This window comes from Nitrosomonas mobilis, assembly GCF_900103035.1.
Lineage (GTDB): Bacteria > Pseudomonadota > Gammaproteobacteria > Burkholderiales > Nitrosomonadaceae > Nitrosomonas > Nitrosomonas mobilis.
In genome coordinates, this window is the sequence record NZ_FMWO01000056.1 from 12,319 (window position 1) to 28,930 (window position 16,612).

At 51.6% G+C, this 16,612-nt stretch carries 14 protein-coding genes; 11 read left to right on the forward strand and 3 right to left on the reverse strand.

The features are described 5' to 3' along the window. Positions 1 to 36 precede the first annotated feature (36 nt). The gene (locus NSMM_RS15650; protein ID WP_176753915.1) at positions 37 to 195 is read right to left on the reverse strand and encodes a DUF488 family protein; all 159 of its coding nucleotides are present in this window, start codon (positions 193 to 195) and stop codon (positions 37 to 39) included. Positions 196 to 263: 68 nt separating this feature from the next. Between NSMM_RS15650 and NSMM_RS09085 the strand changes: the two genes are divergently transcribed. The 9 genes from NSMM_RS09085 (at position 264) to NSMM_RS15660 (ending at position 9,774) form a co-directional block, all read left to right on the forward strand. Continuing rightward, the gene (locus NSMM_RS09085; RefSeq protein WP_090286769.1) at positions 264 to 929 is read left to right on the forward strand and encodes an ABC transporter ATP-binding protein; all 666 of its coding nucleotides are present in this window, start codon (positions 264 to 266) and stop codon (positions 927 to 929) included. Then, positions 926 to 3,475, forward strand: coding sequence for an FtsX-like permease family protein (locus tag NSMM_RS09090; protein ID WP_090286771.1), 2,550 nt, complete (start codon positions 926 to 928; stop codon positions 3,473 to 3,475). The genes NSMM_RS09085 and NSMM_RS09090 overlap by 4 nt, the downstream gene beginning before the upstream one ends. Beyond that, entirely contained in the window at positions 3,475 to 4,557 is a 1,083-nt protein-coding gene (locus NSMM_RS09095; protein ID WP_090286773.1) for a lipocalin-like domain-containing protein, read from the forward strand. The genes NSMM_RS09090 and NSMM_RS09095 overlap by 1 nt, the downstream gene beginning before the upstream one ends. Next, a complete protein-coding gene (locus NSMM_RS09100) occupies positions 4,550 to 6,034 on the forward strand; it encodes a hybrid sensor histidine kinase/response regulator (protein WP_090286775.1) in 1,485 nt (494 codons plus the stop codon). Before NSMM_RS09095 ends, NSMM_RS09100 begins: the two co-directional genes overlap by 8 nt. Positions 6,035 to 6,105: 71 nt before the next feature. Further along, complete coding sequence (locus NSMM_RS09105) at positions 6,106 to 6,738, forward strand: response regulator (protein WP_090286928.1); 633 nt, start codon at positions 6,106 to 6,108, stop codon at positions 6,736 to 6,738. A 271-nt stretch (positions 6,739 to 7,009) separates the two neighbouring features. After that, the gene (locus NSMM_RS09110) at positions 7,010 to 7,834 is read left to right on the forward strand and encodes a GGDEF domain-containing protein (protein WP_176753916.1); all 825 of its coding nucleotides are present in this window, start codon (positions 7,010 to 7,012) and stop codon (positions 7,832 to 7,834) included. A 6-nt stretch (positions 7,835 to 7,840) separates the two neighbouring features. Continuing rightward, a complete protein-coding gene (locus tag NSMM_RS09115; RefSeq protein ID WP_090286777.1) occupies positions 7,841 to 9,067 on the forward strand; it encodes an EAL and HDOD domain-containing protein in 1,227 nt (408 codons plus the stop codon). A 273-nt stretch (positions 9,068 to 9,340) separates the two neighbouring features. Continuing rightward, positions 9,341 to 9,478: a hypothetical protein gene (locus tag NSMM_RS15655; RefSeq protein WP_176753917.1), complete on the forward strand. Its 138-nt coding sequence runs from the start codon at positions 9,341 to 9,343 to the stop codon at positions 9,476 to 9,478. Between the two features lie 143 nt (positions 9,479 to 9,621). Next, positions 9,622 to 9,774, forward strand: coding sequence for a hypothetical protein (locus tag NSMM_RS15660; RefSeq protein ID WP_176753918.1), 153 nt, complete (start codon positions 9,622 to 9,624; stop codon positions 9,772 to 9,774). Positions 9,775 to 9,902: 128 nt separating this feature from the next. Here the strand turns inward: NSMM_RS15660 and fumC are convergent, their stop codons facing one another. Both fumC and queF read right to left on the reverse strand, forming a co-directional pair. After that, entirely contained in the window at positions 9,903 to 11,294 is a 1,392-nt protein-coding gene (gene fumC / locus NSMM_RS09120) for a class II fumarate hydratase (RefSeq protein WP_090286932.1), read from the reverse strand. Positions 11,295 to 11,334: 40 nt separating this feature from the next. Then, positions 11,335 to 11,754, reverse strand: coding sequence for a preQ(1) synthase (gene queF, locus NSMM_RS09125; protein WP_090286934.1), 420 nt, complete (start codon positions 11,752 to 11,754; stop codon positions 11,335 to 11,337). A gap of 79 nt (positions 11,755 to 11,833) precedes the next feature. On the opposite strand from queF, the gene smc reads away from it, so the two are divergent. Next, positions 11,834 to 15,379 carry a chromosome segregation protein SMC gene (gene smc / locus NSMM_RS09130; protein WP_090286779.1) on the forward strand — a complete coding sequence of 1,182 codons (3,546 nt, stop codon included), beginning with the start codon at positions 11,834 to 11,836 and terminating at the stop codon, positions 15,377 to 15,379. 81 nt (positions 15,380 to 15,460) lie between these two features. After that, positions 15,461 to 16,594, forward strand: a complete 1,134-nt coding sequence (locus NSMM_RS09135) for a cell division protein ZipA C-terminal FtsZ-binding domain-containing protein (RefSeq protein ID WP_090286781.1) — start codon at positions 15,461 to 15,463, stop codon at positions 16,592 to 16,594. Positions 16,595 to 16,612 lie beyond the last annotated feature (18 nt).

Below are 16,612 nucleotides of genomic sequence, written 5' to 3' on the forward strand. Positions count from 1 at the left end.
TGCTCGGGGCGGTTAGCAGAAACCATAGCGGTTAGTTCAAATCCGTAAGTCGCCATCGGTCATGCGAACAAACATGCTTGCCAGAAGGAATGGCAGCAGGATAGCCATGACCAGCCGCGGACGATCCACCAGAACGCGATAGTCATCGCTCCCAGATTGGACGGGGTCATAGGCACGCCGGATATCGATTTCCATATCAAGCACTCCTTTTTCAATTCATACCATACTGAATTTATGACCGTTGTTACGCTACAATCCTTACCATGAACACTATACCTATTCTAGAATTATGTAACATCAGCAAGGCTTATGCCAGCCGCAAAGTGTTGTCGGATCTGTCTTTTACGCTTGCAGCCGGTGAATATGTCGCAGTCATGGGCGATTCGGGGGTTGGCAAATCTACGTTGCTTAATCTGATTGCCGGACTGGATGAGGCCGATAGCGGTAAAATTTTCGTGAATGGTCAGATTCTGGCTGCTGGCGATGAAGTTGCTGCCACTGAATTACGACGCAAATATTTTGGCTTCATTTTTCAGGCGTTCCATATCCTGCCACATTTGACGCTATTGCAGAACGTCTCGTTGCCGCTGCTGTTGAATGACATGCCGCTCGATCGAACTGCTGCCATGCTGGCCGCAGTCGGGCTGGGAGACAGGGGTCATGCCTTTCCCTATCAGTTATCCGGTGGGGAATTGCAACGAGTAGCCATTGCACGCGCACTGGTGCATCGTCCGCGTCTGATCCTGGCCGATGAGCCAACCGGTAATCTGGATCCCGACACTGCGCAGGAAATTCTACAATTGATTCGGGCAGAGGTTAAAGCGAATGGTGCTTCTGCCATTCTCGTGACGCATTCCCATGCGGCGGCAGCGACGGCGGACAAGGTATTGACGTTGACGGGCAATGGTCTGACGGAAACGCGGCGATGAGCGGTCAACTGTTATCGCGCTGGTTATTGCTGGGTGAATGGCGTGCGCGCCGGTTACAACTGCTGGTTGCGATCATCGCCATCATGCTGGGAGTAGCTCTGGGGTTTTCCATTCACCTGATCAATACTGCGGCGGTCAACGAATTTTCTGCTGCCAGCAAAAGCCTCACGGGCATGTCCGATCTGACGGTGGTTGCCGCGCAACCCACCTTTGATGAGCGGCGCTTTCCCGAAATCCTGCAGCAGCCGGAAGTGGCGCAGGCAAGCCCCATGCTGGAGATCATGGCCGGGGTTTTGGGCTTTCAGGAAACACTGCGCAACCCGGAACTGAAAATCATCGGTCTGGACGTTTTTCGGGCGGCGGCCATTACGCCGGATCTGCTGGGAATACCGGCGGAGGATAGCCAGTTCGATACGTTGTCTGAAGATGGCATTTTCCTGTCACCGGCTGCGATGGAATGGCTGGCGGTACAACAGGGAGATCAGCTGACGCTGACGCTGGGTGCAAAACAGGTCACGCTGCGGGTGGCGGGTGGACTGGTGCGCGCACCCAGCGGGCAGCGTGTCGGCGTAATGGATATCGGGGCGGCACAGTGGCATTTCGACCATGTCGGATGGCTGTCGCGCATCGAGCTCAAGCTGCATTCTGGCGCCAATCTCGCTACTTTCAAGGCGAAACTGGCAAGCCAGCTGGGGGATGGTTTCTTGCTGGTCGAAGGCACCAATCAGGATGCCCGCGTTCATAACCTGTCGCGCGCCTATCGCGTCAACCTCAACATACTGGCGTTGGTCGCGTTATTTACCGGTGCGTTTCTGGTATTTGCCAGCCAGGTGCTGGCCACCGTGCGGCGGCGCGCACAGATTGCACTGCTGCGGGTATTGGGTATGACACGGCAGCAGGTGTTGCGTCAGTTGTTGCTGGAAGGCGGGCTGCTTGGCACAATTGGGGCGTTGTTGGGGCTGATACTCGGCTACGCGCTCGCCGCAATCGGGTTGCACTTCTATGGTGCGGATCTAGGCGCGGGATTCTTTGCTGGTCTGACGCCAAGCCTGCATTTCAGTCCGATGGCTGCCGGATTTTATTTTGTGGCCGGCGTCGGTGTCACCCTGCTCGGCAGTCTCCTGCCGGCATGGGAAGCGACACGAACGCAACCGGCGGTTGCACTGAAATCGGGCAGTGAGCACGAAGCGCTGGCCGTGCTGCGTTTTCCGTGGCTGGCAGGGGGATGCCTGCTGCTGGCAGCAATATTTGTGCGCTTGCCGCCCGTTGGTGAATTACCGATATTTGGCTATCTGGCGGTGGCGCTCCTGTTGATCGGCGGGGTGGCTCTGCTGCCCTGGCTGGCAGGTGCTTTTTTTGGACGATTGTCGAAGCGGTATGAACGCCATCCGAAAGGTGCCGTGCGTACGCTGGTGCTGGCACGGCTATCCAATGCTTCCGGTCTGGCTGCGATTGCGCTGGGTGGAATACTGGCGAGCTTCAGTCTGATGGTGGCCATGGCGATCATGGTGATGAGTTTCCGCCTGTCTGTCGAGGATTGGCTGACCCATGTGCTGCCGGCAGATATTTATGTGCGCACAGTCATTCGCCAGGATGCGCGCGGCTTTACGCCAGAAGAGCAACAGCTGATCACATCGGTCGCCGGGATCGAACGTATCGATCTGATGCGTTCCCAGTCAGTCCTGCTGGACCCGGATAGACCGATGATTACGCTGATTGCTCGCCCGATTGATGCGCACCAGCCCGCCAATACGCTGCCGATGACCGATGCCGTACTGCCACCGCAAGCGCTGCCGAAAAATGCCATGCCAATCTGGGTGTCGGAAGCGATGGTGGACTTGTATCAGTTCACCGTGGGGCGAGAGGTCAGGTTGCCGCTTGGCGATTCCACGCAAATCTTCATGGTTGCCGGCGTGTGGCGTGACTATGGACGCCAGTTTGGCGCCATCCAGATGCAGCTTGCTGATTACCGCAGGCTAACAGGCGACAGGCATATTGGCGATGCCGCAATCTGGGTGAAAGACGGCGTGGATGTCAATGAAATCGTCAAAAATCTGCGTGCGCTGCCATTTGGGGAAAACCTGAAAATTTCGCCCCGGAATGAAATTCGCGAGATCAGCCTGGCCCTGTTTGACCGCAGCTTTGCCGTCACCTATCTGCTGGAACTGATCGCCGTGGGTGTTGGACTGCTGGGAGTGGCCGCCAGTTTTTCCGCTCAGGCGCTGACCAGAATCAAGGAGTTTGGCATGTTATGTCATATTGGTCTCACCCGGCAGCAGATTCGTCGCATGCTGATTGTGGAGGGTGGCTTACTGACCGGCTTTGGAATCATCATAGGGTTTGTGCTCGGGGTCGCCATCAGTCTGATTCTGGTGTTCGTGATCAACCCGCAGTCTTTCCGCTGGACAATGCAGCTGCACCTGCCCTGGTCGTGGCTCGCGATCATGGCATTCGCCATGCTGACGGCAGCCATACTCAGCGTCTATCAAGCAAGCAAACCGGCCATCTCCCGCGATGCCGTGCGTGCCGTCAAGGAGGATTGGTGATGCGATTATTGATGTTGCTGGTTTTCTTGCTGACTGGCAATCTGCTGCTGGCTGCCGAACGTTCGTTTGAGACCGTAACGCCGGGATATGAAATGGTTTTTCCGCAGGATTTCGGTGCACATCCCGACTTCCGGATCGAATGGTGGTACGCCACCGGCTGGCTGCAAACGACAGAAGGCCAGCAACTTGGTTTTCAGATCACTTTTTTCCGGATTGCTACCAATGCGGAAAAAAGTAATCCCAGTCGTTTTGCGCCCGGGCAATTGATCATCGCACACGCGGCACTCTCCGATCCCGCGCTGGACAGCCTACTGCACGACCAGCGGATCCGGCGTGAAGGATTCGATCTGGTGTATGCCCGCACCGGCAACACCGATGTCAAACTCGATGACTGGCTTCTCAAGCGCGAAACGGACGGACGTTATCAAACATTCGTTCAGGCGACGGATTTTGCCTTGGAACTGGCGTTCTCACCGACTCAACCCCTGCTGTTACAGGGTGAGCAGGGGTTCTCGCGCAAGGGGCCCAAAATGGAGCAGGCCAGTTATTATTACAGCGAGCCGCACCTGCAGGTGACGGGAACGATCACCCGGAACGGCAAGCCAATCGCCGTTACTGGCACTGCCTGGCTCGATCATGAATGGTCAAGTGAGCTGCTCGATCCCAACGCGGCAGGATGGGACTGGGTAGGCGCCAATCTGGATGATGGCGGCGCCTTGATGGCTTTTCAGATACGTAGTAAGGATGGCGCGAAAGTCTGGGCGCATGCGGTATGGCGCGATGCCAACGGACGCATGACTGCCTTTGCACCGGAAGACGTACATTTCCAGCCGCAGCGCCGCTGGCGCTCTCCGCATACCCAGGCTGAATATCCGGTTGCCATGACAATTAAGACAGGCGAAACCACCTGGCAACTCATTCCGCTCATGGATGATCAGGAGCTGGATTCGCGCGCGTCCATCGGCGCGGTCTACTGGGAAGGCGCAGTCACGCTCAGGCGTGACAATCAGCCAGCTGGTCGCGGTTACCTGGAACTGACGGGTTACGTGCAGCCATTATCGACAGGAGGAAATGATGACTGAACCACTGACCATGCTGGTAGTTGGGCATGATGAGCAAACGTTACGTGATATTCATGCATTGTTTGCTCAAGCAGACATGGCCATGGCAATCGAACCGGTTGCGAGCCAGATTCTGCTGGCCGAACAGCTGATATCCCGGTCATGGGATCTATTGTTGACGGATCATCGGCCGGATCTGGATGCTGGAGAGGTGTTGGCGCTCGCAGCGGTTAATACGCCGGGATTGCCGTTGATCGTGCTGGCCAATACGGTGCTCGATGTGCAAACAACGACACGGTTGATTGAAACCGGTGCGCAGGATGTACTAGGCGAAATTGATGCCGTACTGCTCGCGGTGGTGCGCCGCTGTTTGCGTCAAAATTCGCATTGGCGGGATTTTCAGCAGACGCGGCTGGCGCTGGAAAAAAGTGAGACGCGCTTCCGTGCGCTGGCGGCCAATTTGCCCGGGCTGGTGTTTCAGTTTGTGCTGGAGCCGGATGAGCGCATTTTCTTCCCATATGTCAGCGAGGGTGCTAAGGCATTATTGGGGCTTTCACCGGGCGAGTTGCAAGCCCATCCTCAGCATTTCAGTGCGCTGATCGTGACAGAAGATCTCGCCAGCTATGATTGTTCGATGCGGGATTCCTGTGTGCACCTGACGGCGTGGAACTGGGAAGGACGGGTGCAGATCAAGGGAGAGGATGATATCAAATGGATCAGCGTCCGCGCGACACCTCGTTTTACGCAGCAGGGCGCAGTGTTATGGGACGGTATCATGCTTAATATTACGCGCAACAAACAGATCGAGATCGAGATTGCCCACTCGCGCGCGCAACTGGCGGAGCTTGCCGCCTATTCACAGAAAGCCAAGGAGCAGGAACGTGCGCGCATTGCCCGGGAAATCCATGACGATATCGGCGGCACGCTGACGGCGATCAAATGTGAGTTGCTGCCCTGTCTGGATGATCAACCTCGTGCACCTGCATTTTATCGCAACAAGGCGGCGGCGATCGAGATGCTGGCAGATGTACTGATCGACAGCACGCGCCGTATTGCGCTCGATCTGCGTCCCGGTATTCTCGATTGCGGCATCGTGGCGGCCGTACACTGGCAGGCGCGTGAATTCAGCAAACGCACCGGTATTGCCTGTGAGGTCGATTGCTCAGATGAGGATATTGCGCTCAATGGCGATCTGGCCGTCGCGGTTTTCCGTATGTTTCAGGAAGCATTGACCAATATCACCAAACATGCGCAGGCAACAATGGTGCAGGTCGGTTTGGGCGAAACAGGGGACTGGTTTCTGATGCGGGTTGTCGATGATGGGTGCGGCCTGGCGGATAGCGATATGGGCAAGCTCCATTCATTCGGTATCAGAGGAATGCGTGAGCGCTGTCAACAGCTCGGCGGTTACTTCCATATCGAAGGCGAAGCACAGGCAGGAACAGGTACCTGCGTTAGAATCGAGATTCCGTTGAATGGGAGTCCAGCTGGCGGATAGTCGCAACTAACTTCCTAAAGTATTGAAGTCTGTGGCATACTTTTGATTATGAATGATAAAAAGGTATGTGCATGATTAGGGTGATGATTACTGATGATCACGCGATTGTGCGTCAGGGGCTGAAGCAGATTCTGAGCGAAACCGATGATATCAGCGTGACGGGCGAGGCCGAAAACGGCTTTCAAGCGCTCAAGCTGGTTCGCCAGTATGGGTTTGATGTCATTCTGCTGGACATTTCGTTGCCAGACCGCAATGGCATCGAGATACTCAAGCAGGTCAAGAAAGAATGTCCATCCATGGCAGTACTGATGCTGAGCATGCATAATGAGAGTGAATTTGCGCTGCGCGCGCTCAAGGGCGGCGCCTCCGGCTATCTGAGCAAGCAAAGCGCACCGGCACAGTTAGTCACTGCCATTCGCACGGTGGCCAGTGGCCATAAATACATTACACCTATCCTGGCTGAAGAGCTGGCCAATACCATTACTGCTGGCTCAGATCAGCCGTTGCATACCACCCTGTCTGATCGAGAATACCAAACCCTCTGCATGATTGCCGCAGGCAAGGCGCTTTCCGAAATTTCCGCCGCCATGTGTCTAAGCCCTAAAACCGTCAGTGTTTATCGCGCACGCTTGATGGAAAAACTCAAACTGGCCAATAACAGCGAACTGATTCGCTATGCCATCAAACACAATCTGGTCGATTGACTGGTGGGCACTTTTAAAAATCCATGTTTCGTTACAATACTTTGTTACTCACAAAAAATGTTTCCTTACATATCAGTATACGTCACATCAATGTTTTTGTTCGTGCCTAACCCTGTTTAGAACCATGGATTTTTAGAAGCACCCTGGAGATAAAACGATTAGTAATCGTGTAATTCCAGCTTATTTCCAGTCTCCACACCAGTCTGACTCTGCTAATCTCCACAGTAGTGAAAAGCCTAATTTTTTGGATACATTTTAAGCGGGGTAAAAAATGATACGACGCACGAAAGAAGATAAACCGCTCCAGCTTGTCAGATCAGCAACTGAAGGTAGAAAAAAACCTGGGAACACCAGGCGGAAATCGCCTCAGCCCGATACGAGTACTATCGATTACTACAAGCATGTTGAGCAATATGCGCAGAAAATCCGCGGTACCGAGGATGTTAGCGAGATTATAGGAATTCTCGATACGGTATTGAGTGAAACGCGCGATCTGCGCCTCAATAACGAGGTGTACAGTGCGCAGGAACAGGTGCGTTTAGCGGAACAGAAAATTGAAACTCTGAAGCTGGAGCTCGAACAGTTGCGTGAGCTGGTGCATACCGATCCAATGACTGGTGTGTTTAACCGGCGTGGTCTGGATACGGTCTATCTGCGTGAAGCGGCGCGCGCTGACCGCAATGAAAACATATTATGCGCAGTGGTGATCGATCTCGATAATTTCAAACACATTAATGATACTTATGGTCACCAGTTTGGTGATGAAGTGCTGATCCAGTTTGCTAAAACCGCCAAACAGACTCTGCGTCCCAGCGATGTGATTGCTCGCTTTGGTGGCGAAGAATTCGTCATTCTGCTGCCGGACACCCCAACCGAATCTGCTGTCTGGGTGATGCAGCGTTTGCAGAATAATTTCTCTAAAATCAATCTCCAGGGCGCGGGTAACCAGCCAGTAAGTATTACATTCAGTGGTGGATTGGCCATGCGGCGGCTGCAGGAAAATCAGAATTCCCTGATTAAACGCGCGGATGAAGCACTCTATCAGGCAAAAATATCTGGCAAAGATCGTGTAGTAGTGGCAACAGATAGCCAGTAAGTCAGCATGGATAATATTTTTCTTGGCAGACAACCAATACTGGATCGCCAGCAGAATCTGGTCGCGTATGAACTACTTTTCCGTCCCGGACAGGTGGATTCGGTTCATGTGGCGGACAACGTCAACGCCTCCGCTAATGTCCTGGTCAATGCTTATGGTCAGCTGGGCATTCAGCGGGTATTAGGAAATCAGCGCGGCTTTATCAATGTTAACCAGGAGTTGCTGTTGAGTGACGCCATTCTGCTGTTACCGCATCAGCATGTGGTACTGGAGTTGCTGGAATCCATTGTTATTACGCCCGAGATCGTGCAGCGTTGTCTTGATTTGAAGCAAAAGGGTTATCATCTGGCACTGGATGATGTGACTACCATCGACGAAAGACTGGAGTCGCTGTTACCGATTGTTAACGTGGTAAAGGTGGATGTACTCGCACTGACTGACGCGGCTATTGAGCAATTGATCACTCGACTGAAGCGCTGGCCGGTGGTTCTGCTTGCCGAGAAAGTCGAGAATCCGGTGCGAGCCAGGTTATGTATGGATTTGGGGTTTGAGCTGTTCCAGGGATTTTTCTTTGCCAAACCCGAGATTGTATCCGGCAAACAGATCGAACCGTCGAATCTATCAATGCTGCAATTGTTATCTCTGGTCATGCAGGACGGCGAAATCGAGAAAATCGAGCAGTTGCTCAAGCATCAGCCCGGCTTAAGCTATAACCTGCTGCGCATGGTGAATTCGGTTGCAGGTGGACTGCCGCAAAAGGTCGGCTCCATCAAACAGGCCGTCATGGTGCTGGGTTATCAGCAATTACAGCGTTGGGTGCAGCTGTTGCTATATGCAGTCAATTCAAGTGGTGAAAATAATACTAATGCATTGATGCAGACAGCAGCTATTCGAGGCCGTCTGATGGAATTGATTGCCGCCATGGATCGTCCGCATGATAAAAGCTACCAGGACCGCGCTTTTATGACGGGCATCATGTCTTTACTGGATGCGTTGTTAGGTATGAATATTCAAGAGGTAGTAGATAAGCTCGAAATGCCCGAGGAAATGACGCGAGCACTGCTGAAGCGCGAAGGCCGACTCGGGCAGCAGCTATTGCTTGTGGAGGCAAGCGAAAACAATGATCTTATCCAGGTGGATAAGATCATTGTTGATCTGGGATTTCTGGATACCTCCGCTCTGACGCATGCGGAATTGTCCGCTTTGGAGTGGGCTGGTCAAATAGATCAGTAAGGTAATTTCCCCCTGTAACGCTAAAATCAATAATCGACAAGGAATAAAATTAATTTTTTTGACTGACAATGTTTGATTTGCTTCCATTGTAAAAAAATCTGGGTTAGAATCCTTTTCATCTTTATGGGTTTTGCAAAAAATAAAACGTATAAAGTGTGTTTTGCCGGGTATCAATGCCGAGATAATCTGCTTCCCGGGTAAGTGTGTAGTTGTTTAGTGTAATCAGACATTTATCCATAACAGGATAATAAAATTAAATAGGGAGAATAAAGCATGGGATACGATGCAGAAACCACACAAAGAGAAATATCTAAAGAGAAAGAAGCTTGGATGGTTGCAATAGGTGCGACTGTAGCGTTCATCGTAATTGGCGTTATTGTCTGGAGCAGCGGAATGGGCGGTAAATACTAACCATCGAATCTTTTTTATCCTGAAAAGACTTACTTGCGGATATAAAAGATTCTTCATTGTCAACGGTTAGTGCTGGATATTTCCAGTCCGCACGGGGCAATGAAATATTTTTTAAAACGTAATTATTTTTAGGAGGATATAAAATGGGTATGGGTGATATGGGTTATGATGCACAAACTTCTGAAAGAGAAGTTGCCAAAGAGAAAAGTGGCTGGATGGTTGCCATTGGTTCAACAGTACTTTTCATCGTGTTGGGCGCGATCATCTGGGGCTTTAATTTTGGTAGCAAATATTAAAACATAACAAACCCCGATCTTGTTTTATATTCGGCGGTCGGCGTTCCCGGTAATTTCAGGAATGGCGACCGCCTCTTTGTTTCTGCCTTCCTTATTCTCACCCTCTTTTTTTCGTATTCTTTCTCTTTTTATTTGTTGCCAATCATGTTGCTTGGGTTGACCCAGCTCTCAAATTGCTCGGCGGATACAAATCCAAGTTGCATTGCTGCCTGCTTGAGCGTCAGATTGCCGTGATAGGCCAACTTGGCGATTTGTGATGCCTTGTCATAGCCAATATGCGGATTAAGCGCGGTAACCAGCATTAATGAATCCTGCAAAAACTGCTCAATACGTGCCTGATTGATGGTGACCCCTACAGCGCAGTTCTGATTAAAACTATTCATGCCATCGGCCAACAAGCGCACACTTTGCAAAAAGTTATGCATGATCAGAGGCTTCATGGTGTTGAGCTCAAAGTTGCCCATGGCACCGCCAAAATTGATGGCGACATCATTTCCCATTACCTGACTGGCAAGCATGATGACTGCTTCCGACTGTGTTGGATTGACCTTGCCTGGCATGATCGAACTGCCAGGTTCGTTTTCCGGTATCTGAATCTCACCAATACCGCAACGGGGACCCGACGCCAGCCAGCGAATGTCATTTGCAATCTTCATCAGGGCGGCAGCGAGTGTTTTGAGTGCGCCATGAGCGTTTACCAAGGCATCGTGTGCAGCCAGCGCTTCAAATTTGTTGGGGGCACTGACAAACGGATAACCGGTACACTTAGCAAGCTCATTGGCAACCCGCTGGCCAAATTCCACATGAGTATTCAGTCCGGTGCCAACGGCCGTGCCGCCCGCAGCCAATTCCAGCAGATGAGGTAACGCAGATTCAATATGCTGCAGACTGTGGTCCAACTGTGAGACATAACCCGAAAATTCCTGTCCCATGGTCAATGGCGTAGCATCCTGCAAATGGGTGCGACCGATTTTGACAATAGCAGCAAACTGTGCAGATTTGCTCGCAAACGTTTTACCTAGTGCCTTGAGCGCAGGAATCAGCTGTTCCTGGAGCTCCCGCACGGCCGCAACATGCATGGCGGTGGGAAAAACATCATTGGAGGATTGCCCATTGTTGACATGATCGTTGGGATGAACCAGACGTCCGATACCACGCTCTCCGCCGAGAATTTCAGAAGCACGATTGGCAAGTACTTCGTTCATATTCATGTTGGTTTGGGTGCCAGAGCCGGTTTGCCAGATGACCAACGGAAATGAATCTGCATGCTCACCTGCCAGAATTTCATCGGCTGCCGCGATAATTGCAGTAGCAATCTCCTCATCCAATAGTCCCAGGTCAAGATTGACGCTGGCTGCAGCACGTTTGATCCATGCCAGAGCGTGAATGAAGGCAGGTGGCATGTGCTCGTTCGAGATGCGGAAATTTTGAAGGGAACGCTGTGTCTGAGCTCCCCAGAGTGCTGCAGTGGGTACTTGCACCGCCCCCATGGCATCCGTTTCTTCGCGATATTGATTCATGGCAATCTGATAAAAATAGTTGGTAAAATCGAGGGAGGCATCAGCCACGGAAATTCATTTGTGGATCGAAGCCTTCGAGAAAAATCGGCGGTAACGGTTGCCAGCCCTTCTTGCGGTGCTCGGCAACCACATTGGTAAAAATCCCCCCGCGCACATAAAAATTGGCTGTCAGACGGATAAAGCGTGGTTTCATCGTCGTGACCAGATCATCCAGAATCTGGTTGGTCACCGCTTCATGAAAAGCGCCCTGCTCGCGATACGACCAGATGTAGAGCTTAAGACTCTTGAGTTCGATGCATTTTTTATCCGGAATATAGTCGAGTGTCAGTCGTGCAAAATCAGGCTGACCGGTTTTAGGGCATAAACAGGTGAATTCCGGTATTTCCATATGGATACGATAATCGCGCGTCTTCACCGGATTATCAAAGGTTTCAAGATGCTTGTCAGGTTGAGTAGACATAGTTACTTCCGGGCTTTCTGGTCTAATTGCACATTTTTCGTTTAAAATCCGCATTATTATAACCTCCTGTCTGTCCATATTGCGCCTCTCTGAAATAAAACTCGCTGGTTTCAAATCCTTTGTTGATCCCACTGTCATCCCTCTGCCCGGAAATCTGGTCGGGATTGTAGGGCCGAATGGCTGCGGTAAATCCAATGTGATCGACGCGGTACGCTGGGTACTCGGCGAGTCACGCGCATCCGCATTACGCGGCGAATCGCTGCAGGACGTGATCTTCAATGGTTCGGCCAAGCGTGCGTCGGTAGGCCGTGCCAGCGTTGAACTGGTATTTGATAATAGCGCCGGTAAACTCGCCGGGCAATGGGGGAAATACGGTCAGATTGCCATCAAACGCATCATCCAGAAAGCGGGGGAATCCACCTATTACATCAACAATATTCATGTGCGTCGGCGTGATGTCGCGGATATTTTTCTGGGGACCGGCGTCAGCGGACGCGGTTACGCCATCATTGAACAGGGCATGATTTCCCGTGTAATCGAGGCTAAACCTCAGGAACTGCGGGCATTTCTTGAGGAGGCAGCAGGTATTTCCCGCTACCGCGAGCGACGACACGAGAGTGAATTGCGTTTGTCCGACGCACGCGGCAACCTGCTACGTCTCGACGATATTCTGGCGGAATTTGGGAAGCAGGTACAACACCTGCAGGCGCAGGCGCAAGTAGCTGCACGCTATCATGAGTTGCAGACGCAGCGTCTGACTGCACAACGTATGCTGCATGCGCAGCAGCAACAGCAAGCAGCCAGCGCGCGTGCCAGAGCGCAGACTGAGATCGAGCACCACACTGTCCATCTGGAAAATATTCAGGACAGTCAACAGGCAGCAGAGCAGGAGTTGGAAGCACTGCGTGTCCGTCACAAGGCTGTCGGTAATCAGCAGCTCGAACTGCAGGGGAAATTGTACGAAGCTGATGGTGAAATTGCACGCATCAACCAGCAACTCCAGCACATGCGCGATAACCAGGCGCGTTTATCACAACAGCTTGCCGACATCGCCAACCGTCTCCAGAATTACGAGGCACGTTTGGGAAATGTGCAGGCCGACAGAGTGTCTTTCCAGGATCAATTTCAACAGGCGAGCGAATTACATAATGAATTGCAGCAACAGCTCCTGTTGGAAAACCAGCAGCTACCGTTACTAGAAACTACGGCAAAAACCGATGAGATGCAATTGACCGCAGCACGGGAAAAACTGCTGGCTGTGCGACACGATGAAAAATTGCAGCGACACCAACTGGCAAATGCGGAGAAAAACTTGCAGCAACTGCTGCTGAAACAACAACGATTGCAGAATGAACAGCGACAACAGCCGGTGGTTGACCATGGCGCGCTCGCTGGCATACAACAGCTGGCTGATAAGCTATCAGCACTGCTGACGCAACAGCAACAAGCGCTGGCCGTGCTGGGAGCACAGCTGGATGTGGCGCAGCAGGAAAAAACCGCGATTGAAGGCCAAACACAAGTCTGCCTGCAGGAAATAACCCAGGTTAAAGCACAGCACGATGCGTTACAGCGTTTGCAGCACCAGACCCACCATGATCAGGAAATGGATGCCTGGGTGAGCCAGCATCAGCTGGATACATTGCCACGTCTATGGCAACAGATTCGGGTTGAAGCCGGGTGGGAAACCGCGCTGGAATCCGTGCTGCATGCGCGCATTGAAGCCGTGAATATTGATCAGCTTGAACAAGTGTTGACGTGGCAGCCCCCCCCCCCCGGTAAATGGACGGTATGTGAAGCAGCCGACTTGATTGATCGCAAACGCAGCAACACTCAAACGCATCATACCGACCAACCTGACTGGCTGCCGCTGGCAAAACGATTGCACTATCATAATCCCACCTTGCAATCAGTGCTGGAAACCTGGCTAACTGGTGTATTTACGACGCAAGATATCAAATCCGGCCTGATGGACAGGGAACATCTTATGCCGGGAGAATGTTTAGTGACGGCGCAGGGGCATATTTTCAGTCGCCACAGTATCAGTTTTTTCGCACCAGACTCGGCACGGTATGGGGTACTTGCCCGACAACAGGAGATCGAACACCTCTCCACCAGGCATGCCGAAATCGAAGCGGCCCATCTCATTTCACAACAAACTTTGTCTCGGGCACAGGCGCATTGCCGCGATCTGACAGCCAGAATTGTGCAGACCCGCAATGAAATCGACCAGAATCGGGTGAAACACCATGAACAGCAATTACAAATTATGCAATTGGCACAGCAGCAGGACCGCATTACACTGCGAACGCAGCAAATTGAAAAGGAACTGGTGGAACTGGCACAGCAGATGGCACAAGAATTACCACACAAGGAACAGGCTGAATCCAGCCTTGCTGCCTGCCTGATCGAACAATCTACACTCGACGAGCAGGTGAGACTGGCACAATCGGTTTTCCAGAAATCCAGTCAGGCACTGACTGCGCAGCGCGCACTGATCCAACAAATAACCAATCAATTACGTGAAGCTGCTTTCAATGAAAAGCACTTTCAGGACAAACTCACCGATTGCGAGCGACAAATTGAACAAATTGAGCACGATATGGCGGAGTTGACACAAAACCGCCAGCAACTGGAGCAGACTCAGACCGGGTTTGACCCGTCCTCGCTGCTTGCCGGTCTGACACAATGGCAGGCGAAACGGCTGCAGCATGAGCAATCGCTGGCAGCCGTTCGTGAAGCAATCACGGCAGTTGAGAACCTGATCGGGAAGACGGAGCAGGTGCGCATCCAGGCGGAGCAGGAACATCATGTCGCCGGTGAAATGCTCAATCAGGCGCGGCTCAAGGAGCGGGAAGCCAGTCTGAACGAAAAGCAATTTAGCGATAAATTAATGGAATTGGGGCTGGAGGATGCGCCATCGATTGCGCAATACGCCAGCAAGGAATCACCAGCAAAACTACAGGCACGGGTCAATCAACTGACTGAGGATATTGCCGCACTGGGTGCGGTCAATCTGGCGGCACTGGCCGAGCTCGAAGCGTTGCGAGGACGTGAAGAAATGCTTGCGGCACAATTACAAGATCTACAGCAAGCAATACAGGCGCTTGAGCAGGCAATTCGCCAGATTGACGGGGAAACCAGAGAACGTCTTGCAACTACTTTTACCGAAGTTAATCGCAATCTGACTGAATTATTCGTTTCTGTTTTTGGTGGCGGGCAGGCCGAACTGCACCTTAGCGGTGACGACATTCTGCAGGCAGGAGTGCAGCTAACCGCGCATCCACCCGGAAAAAAAAACAGCTCGATCCAATTGTTGTCGGGTGGAGAGAAGGCGTTGACTGCGTTGGCACTGGTGTTTTCGCTATTCAAACTCAATCCGGCTCCGTTCTGCTTGCTGGATGAAGTTGATGCGCCGCTGGATGACAGCAATGCAACCCGATTCTGCGAGCTGGTCAAGCGCATGGCGCAGGACACACAATTCTTATTTATCAGTCATAACAAGACCACTATGCAAATGGCGCAGCAGTTGATCGGTGTGACCATGCATGAACAAGGTGTTTCCCGTGTAGTGACCGTGGACATAGAAAAAATGATATTGGCTGAAAATGATGCTGTCCCTGTTTGACAGACCAGACCATTAGCACAAAAGGTTATTTAATATAGCTGCCCAGAAAGATTATAATTCCGTCGGAAGGGAGAAAATTTTATGAGTGATCTGCAACTTAGTCTTATTGTAATTGGAATCATAATAATAGCCGGAGTCTTGTTGTTCAACTATTTGCAGGAGGCTCGTTATCGCCGTAGAGCAGGTGAAACATTTAAACATGAGCACGACGATGCCCTGTTTGGCTGGAAAAAATCGACGCCACCAGCAGCACGAGTCGAACCTGGATTTGGTGAGGATGTGTTATTTCCGACTCCCGACGAACAATCCTATCCGCCGACGGCGGTTGAGCAGCAACCACCGGCCGATCAGAATTCGCTTGATTCAACCGAAAAGCACGAAACTGCCGATTTCGAAAGTGTAATCAACTACATTGCAGAGATTCACTCTCACTCAAAAATTCCACATGAGCGGTTGAGGGATCTGTTGCAGCAAAAATTTGATTTCGGGAAACCAGTACGCTGGTACGGTATGGGCGTAGAGGAATCGTCATGGGAAGAAATCACACTGGAAACTGCACATGCCGGAAAAAGCCATGTGCGGCTCAGAGGTTGTTTGCAATTGGCAGATCGATCCGGCCCGGTCAGTGAAATCAATCTGTCGCGATTTCGTGACATGGTAGACGAATTTGCCATTCAAATCGCAGCGGAAACGGATTGCCCTGATATTGCAAATGCCTATGCGATTGCACTCGAACTGGACAAATTCTGTGCAAATGTTGATGTCATCATGGGAATCAATATCATCAGCAAAGATGGTGGCGCATTTATCGGCACCAAGATCCGCGCATTGGCTGAAGCTTCAGGATTCGTGCTTGAATCGGAAGGAGTGTTCAGATACCGGGATAGCGAAACCAATGCCGTGCTGTTTTCACTCGGTAATTTTGAATCCACCCTGTTTCTGCCATCTAATATGCGCACCCTGACAACTCATGGCGTTACTTTTCTGCTGGATGTACCCAGGGTGGCCAATGGAGAGCGTGTTTTTGAACAAATGGCGCATATTGCCAGACTGTTTGCCTCGACCCTGAATGGCATTCTGGTAGACGATAACCGGGTGCCGCTCAGTGAAAATGGTATTAAAAGAAGCAAAAAACAGTTACGCGACCTTCAAGCGGCAATGGCGGAAAACAATATTCCCGCCGGCAGCCAGATCGCATTGAAATTATTTGATTAACGCAATAGCATCGCAACC

Coding starts and splice junctions, on each gene's coding strand:
- NSMM_RS15655 (WP_176753917.1), top strand. CDS start 9,341: ATGGGATACGATGCAGAAACCACACAAAGAGAAATATCTAAAGAGAAA.
- NSMM_RS09090 (WP_090286771.1), top strand. CDS start 926: ATGAGCGGTCAACTGTTATCGCGCTGGTTATTGCTGGGTGAATGGCGT.
- NSMM_RS09100 (WP_090286775.1), top strand. CDS start 4,550: ATGACTGAACCACTGACCATGCTGGTAGTTGGGCATGATGAGCAAACG.
- NSMM_RS09095 (WP_090286773.1), top strand. CDS start 3,475: ATGCGATTATTGATGTTGCTGGTTTTCTTGCTGACTGGCAATCTGCTG.
- NSMM_RS09105 (WP_090286928.1), top strand. CDS start 6,106: ATGATTAGGGTGATGATTACTGATGATCACGCGATTGTGCGTCAGGGG.
- NSMM_RS09115 (WP_090286777.1), top strand. CDS start 7,841: ATGGATAATATTTTTCTTGGCAGACAACCAATACTGGATCGCCAGCAG.
- queF (WP_090286934.1), bottom strand. CDS start 11,754: ATGTCTACTCAACCTGACAAGCATCTTGAAACCTTTGATAATCCGGTG.
- NSMM_RS15660 (WP_176753918.1), top strand. CDS start 9,622: ATGGGTATGGGTGATATGGGTTATGATGCACAAACTTCTGAAAGAGAA.
- NSMM_RS15650 (WP_176753915.1), bottom strand. CDS start 195: ATGGAAATCGATATCCGGCGTGCCTATGACCCCGTCCAATCTGGGAGC.
- NSMM_RS09110 (WP_176753916.1), top strand. CDS start 7,010: ATGATACGACGCACGAAAGAAGATAAACCGCTCCAGCTTGTCAGATCA.
- NSMM_RS09135 (WP_090286781.1), top strand. CDS start 15,461: ATGAGTGATCTGCAACTTAGTCTTATTGTAATTGGAATCATAATAATA.
- fumC (WP_090286932.1), bottom strand. CDS start 11,294: ATGAATCAATATCGCGAAGAAACGGATGCCATGGGGGCGGTGCAAGTA.
- NSMM_RS09085 (WP_090286769.1), top strand. CDS start 264: ATGAACACTATACCTATTCTAGAATTATGTAACATCAGCAAGGCTTAT.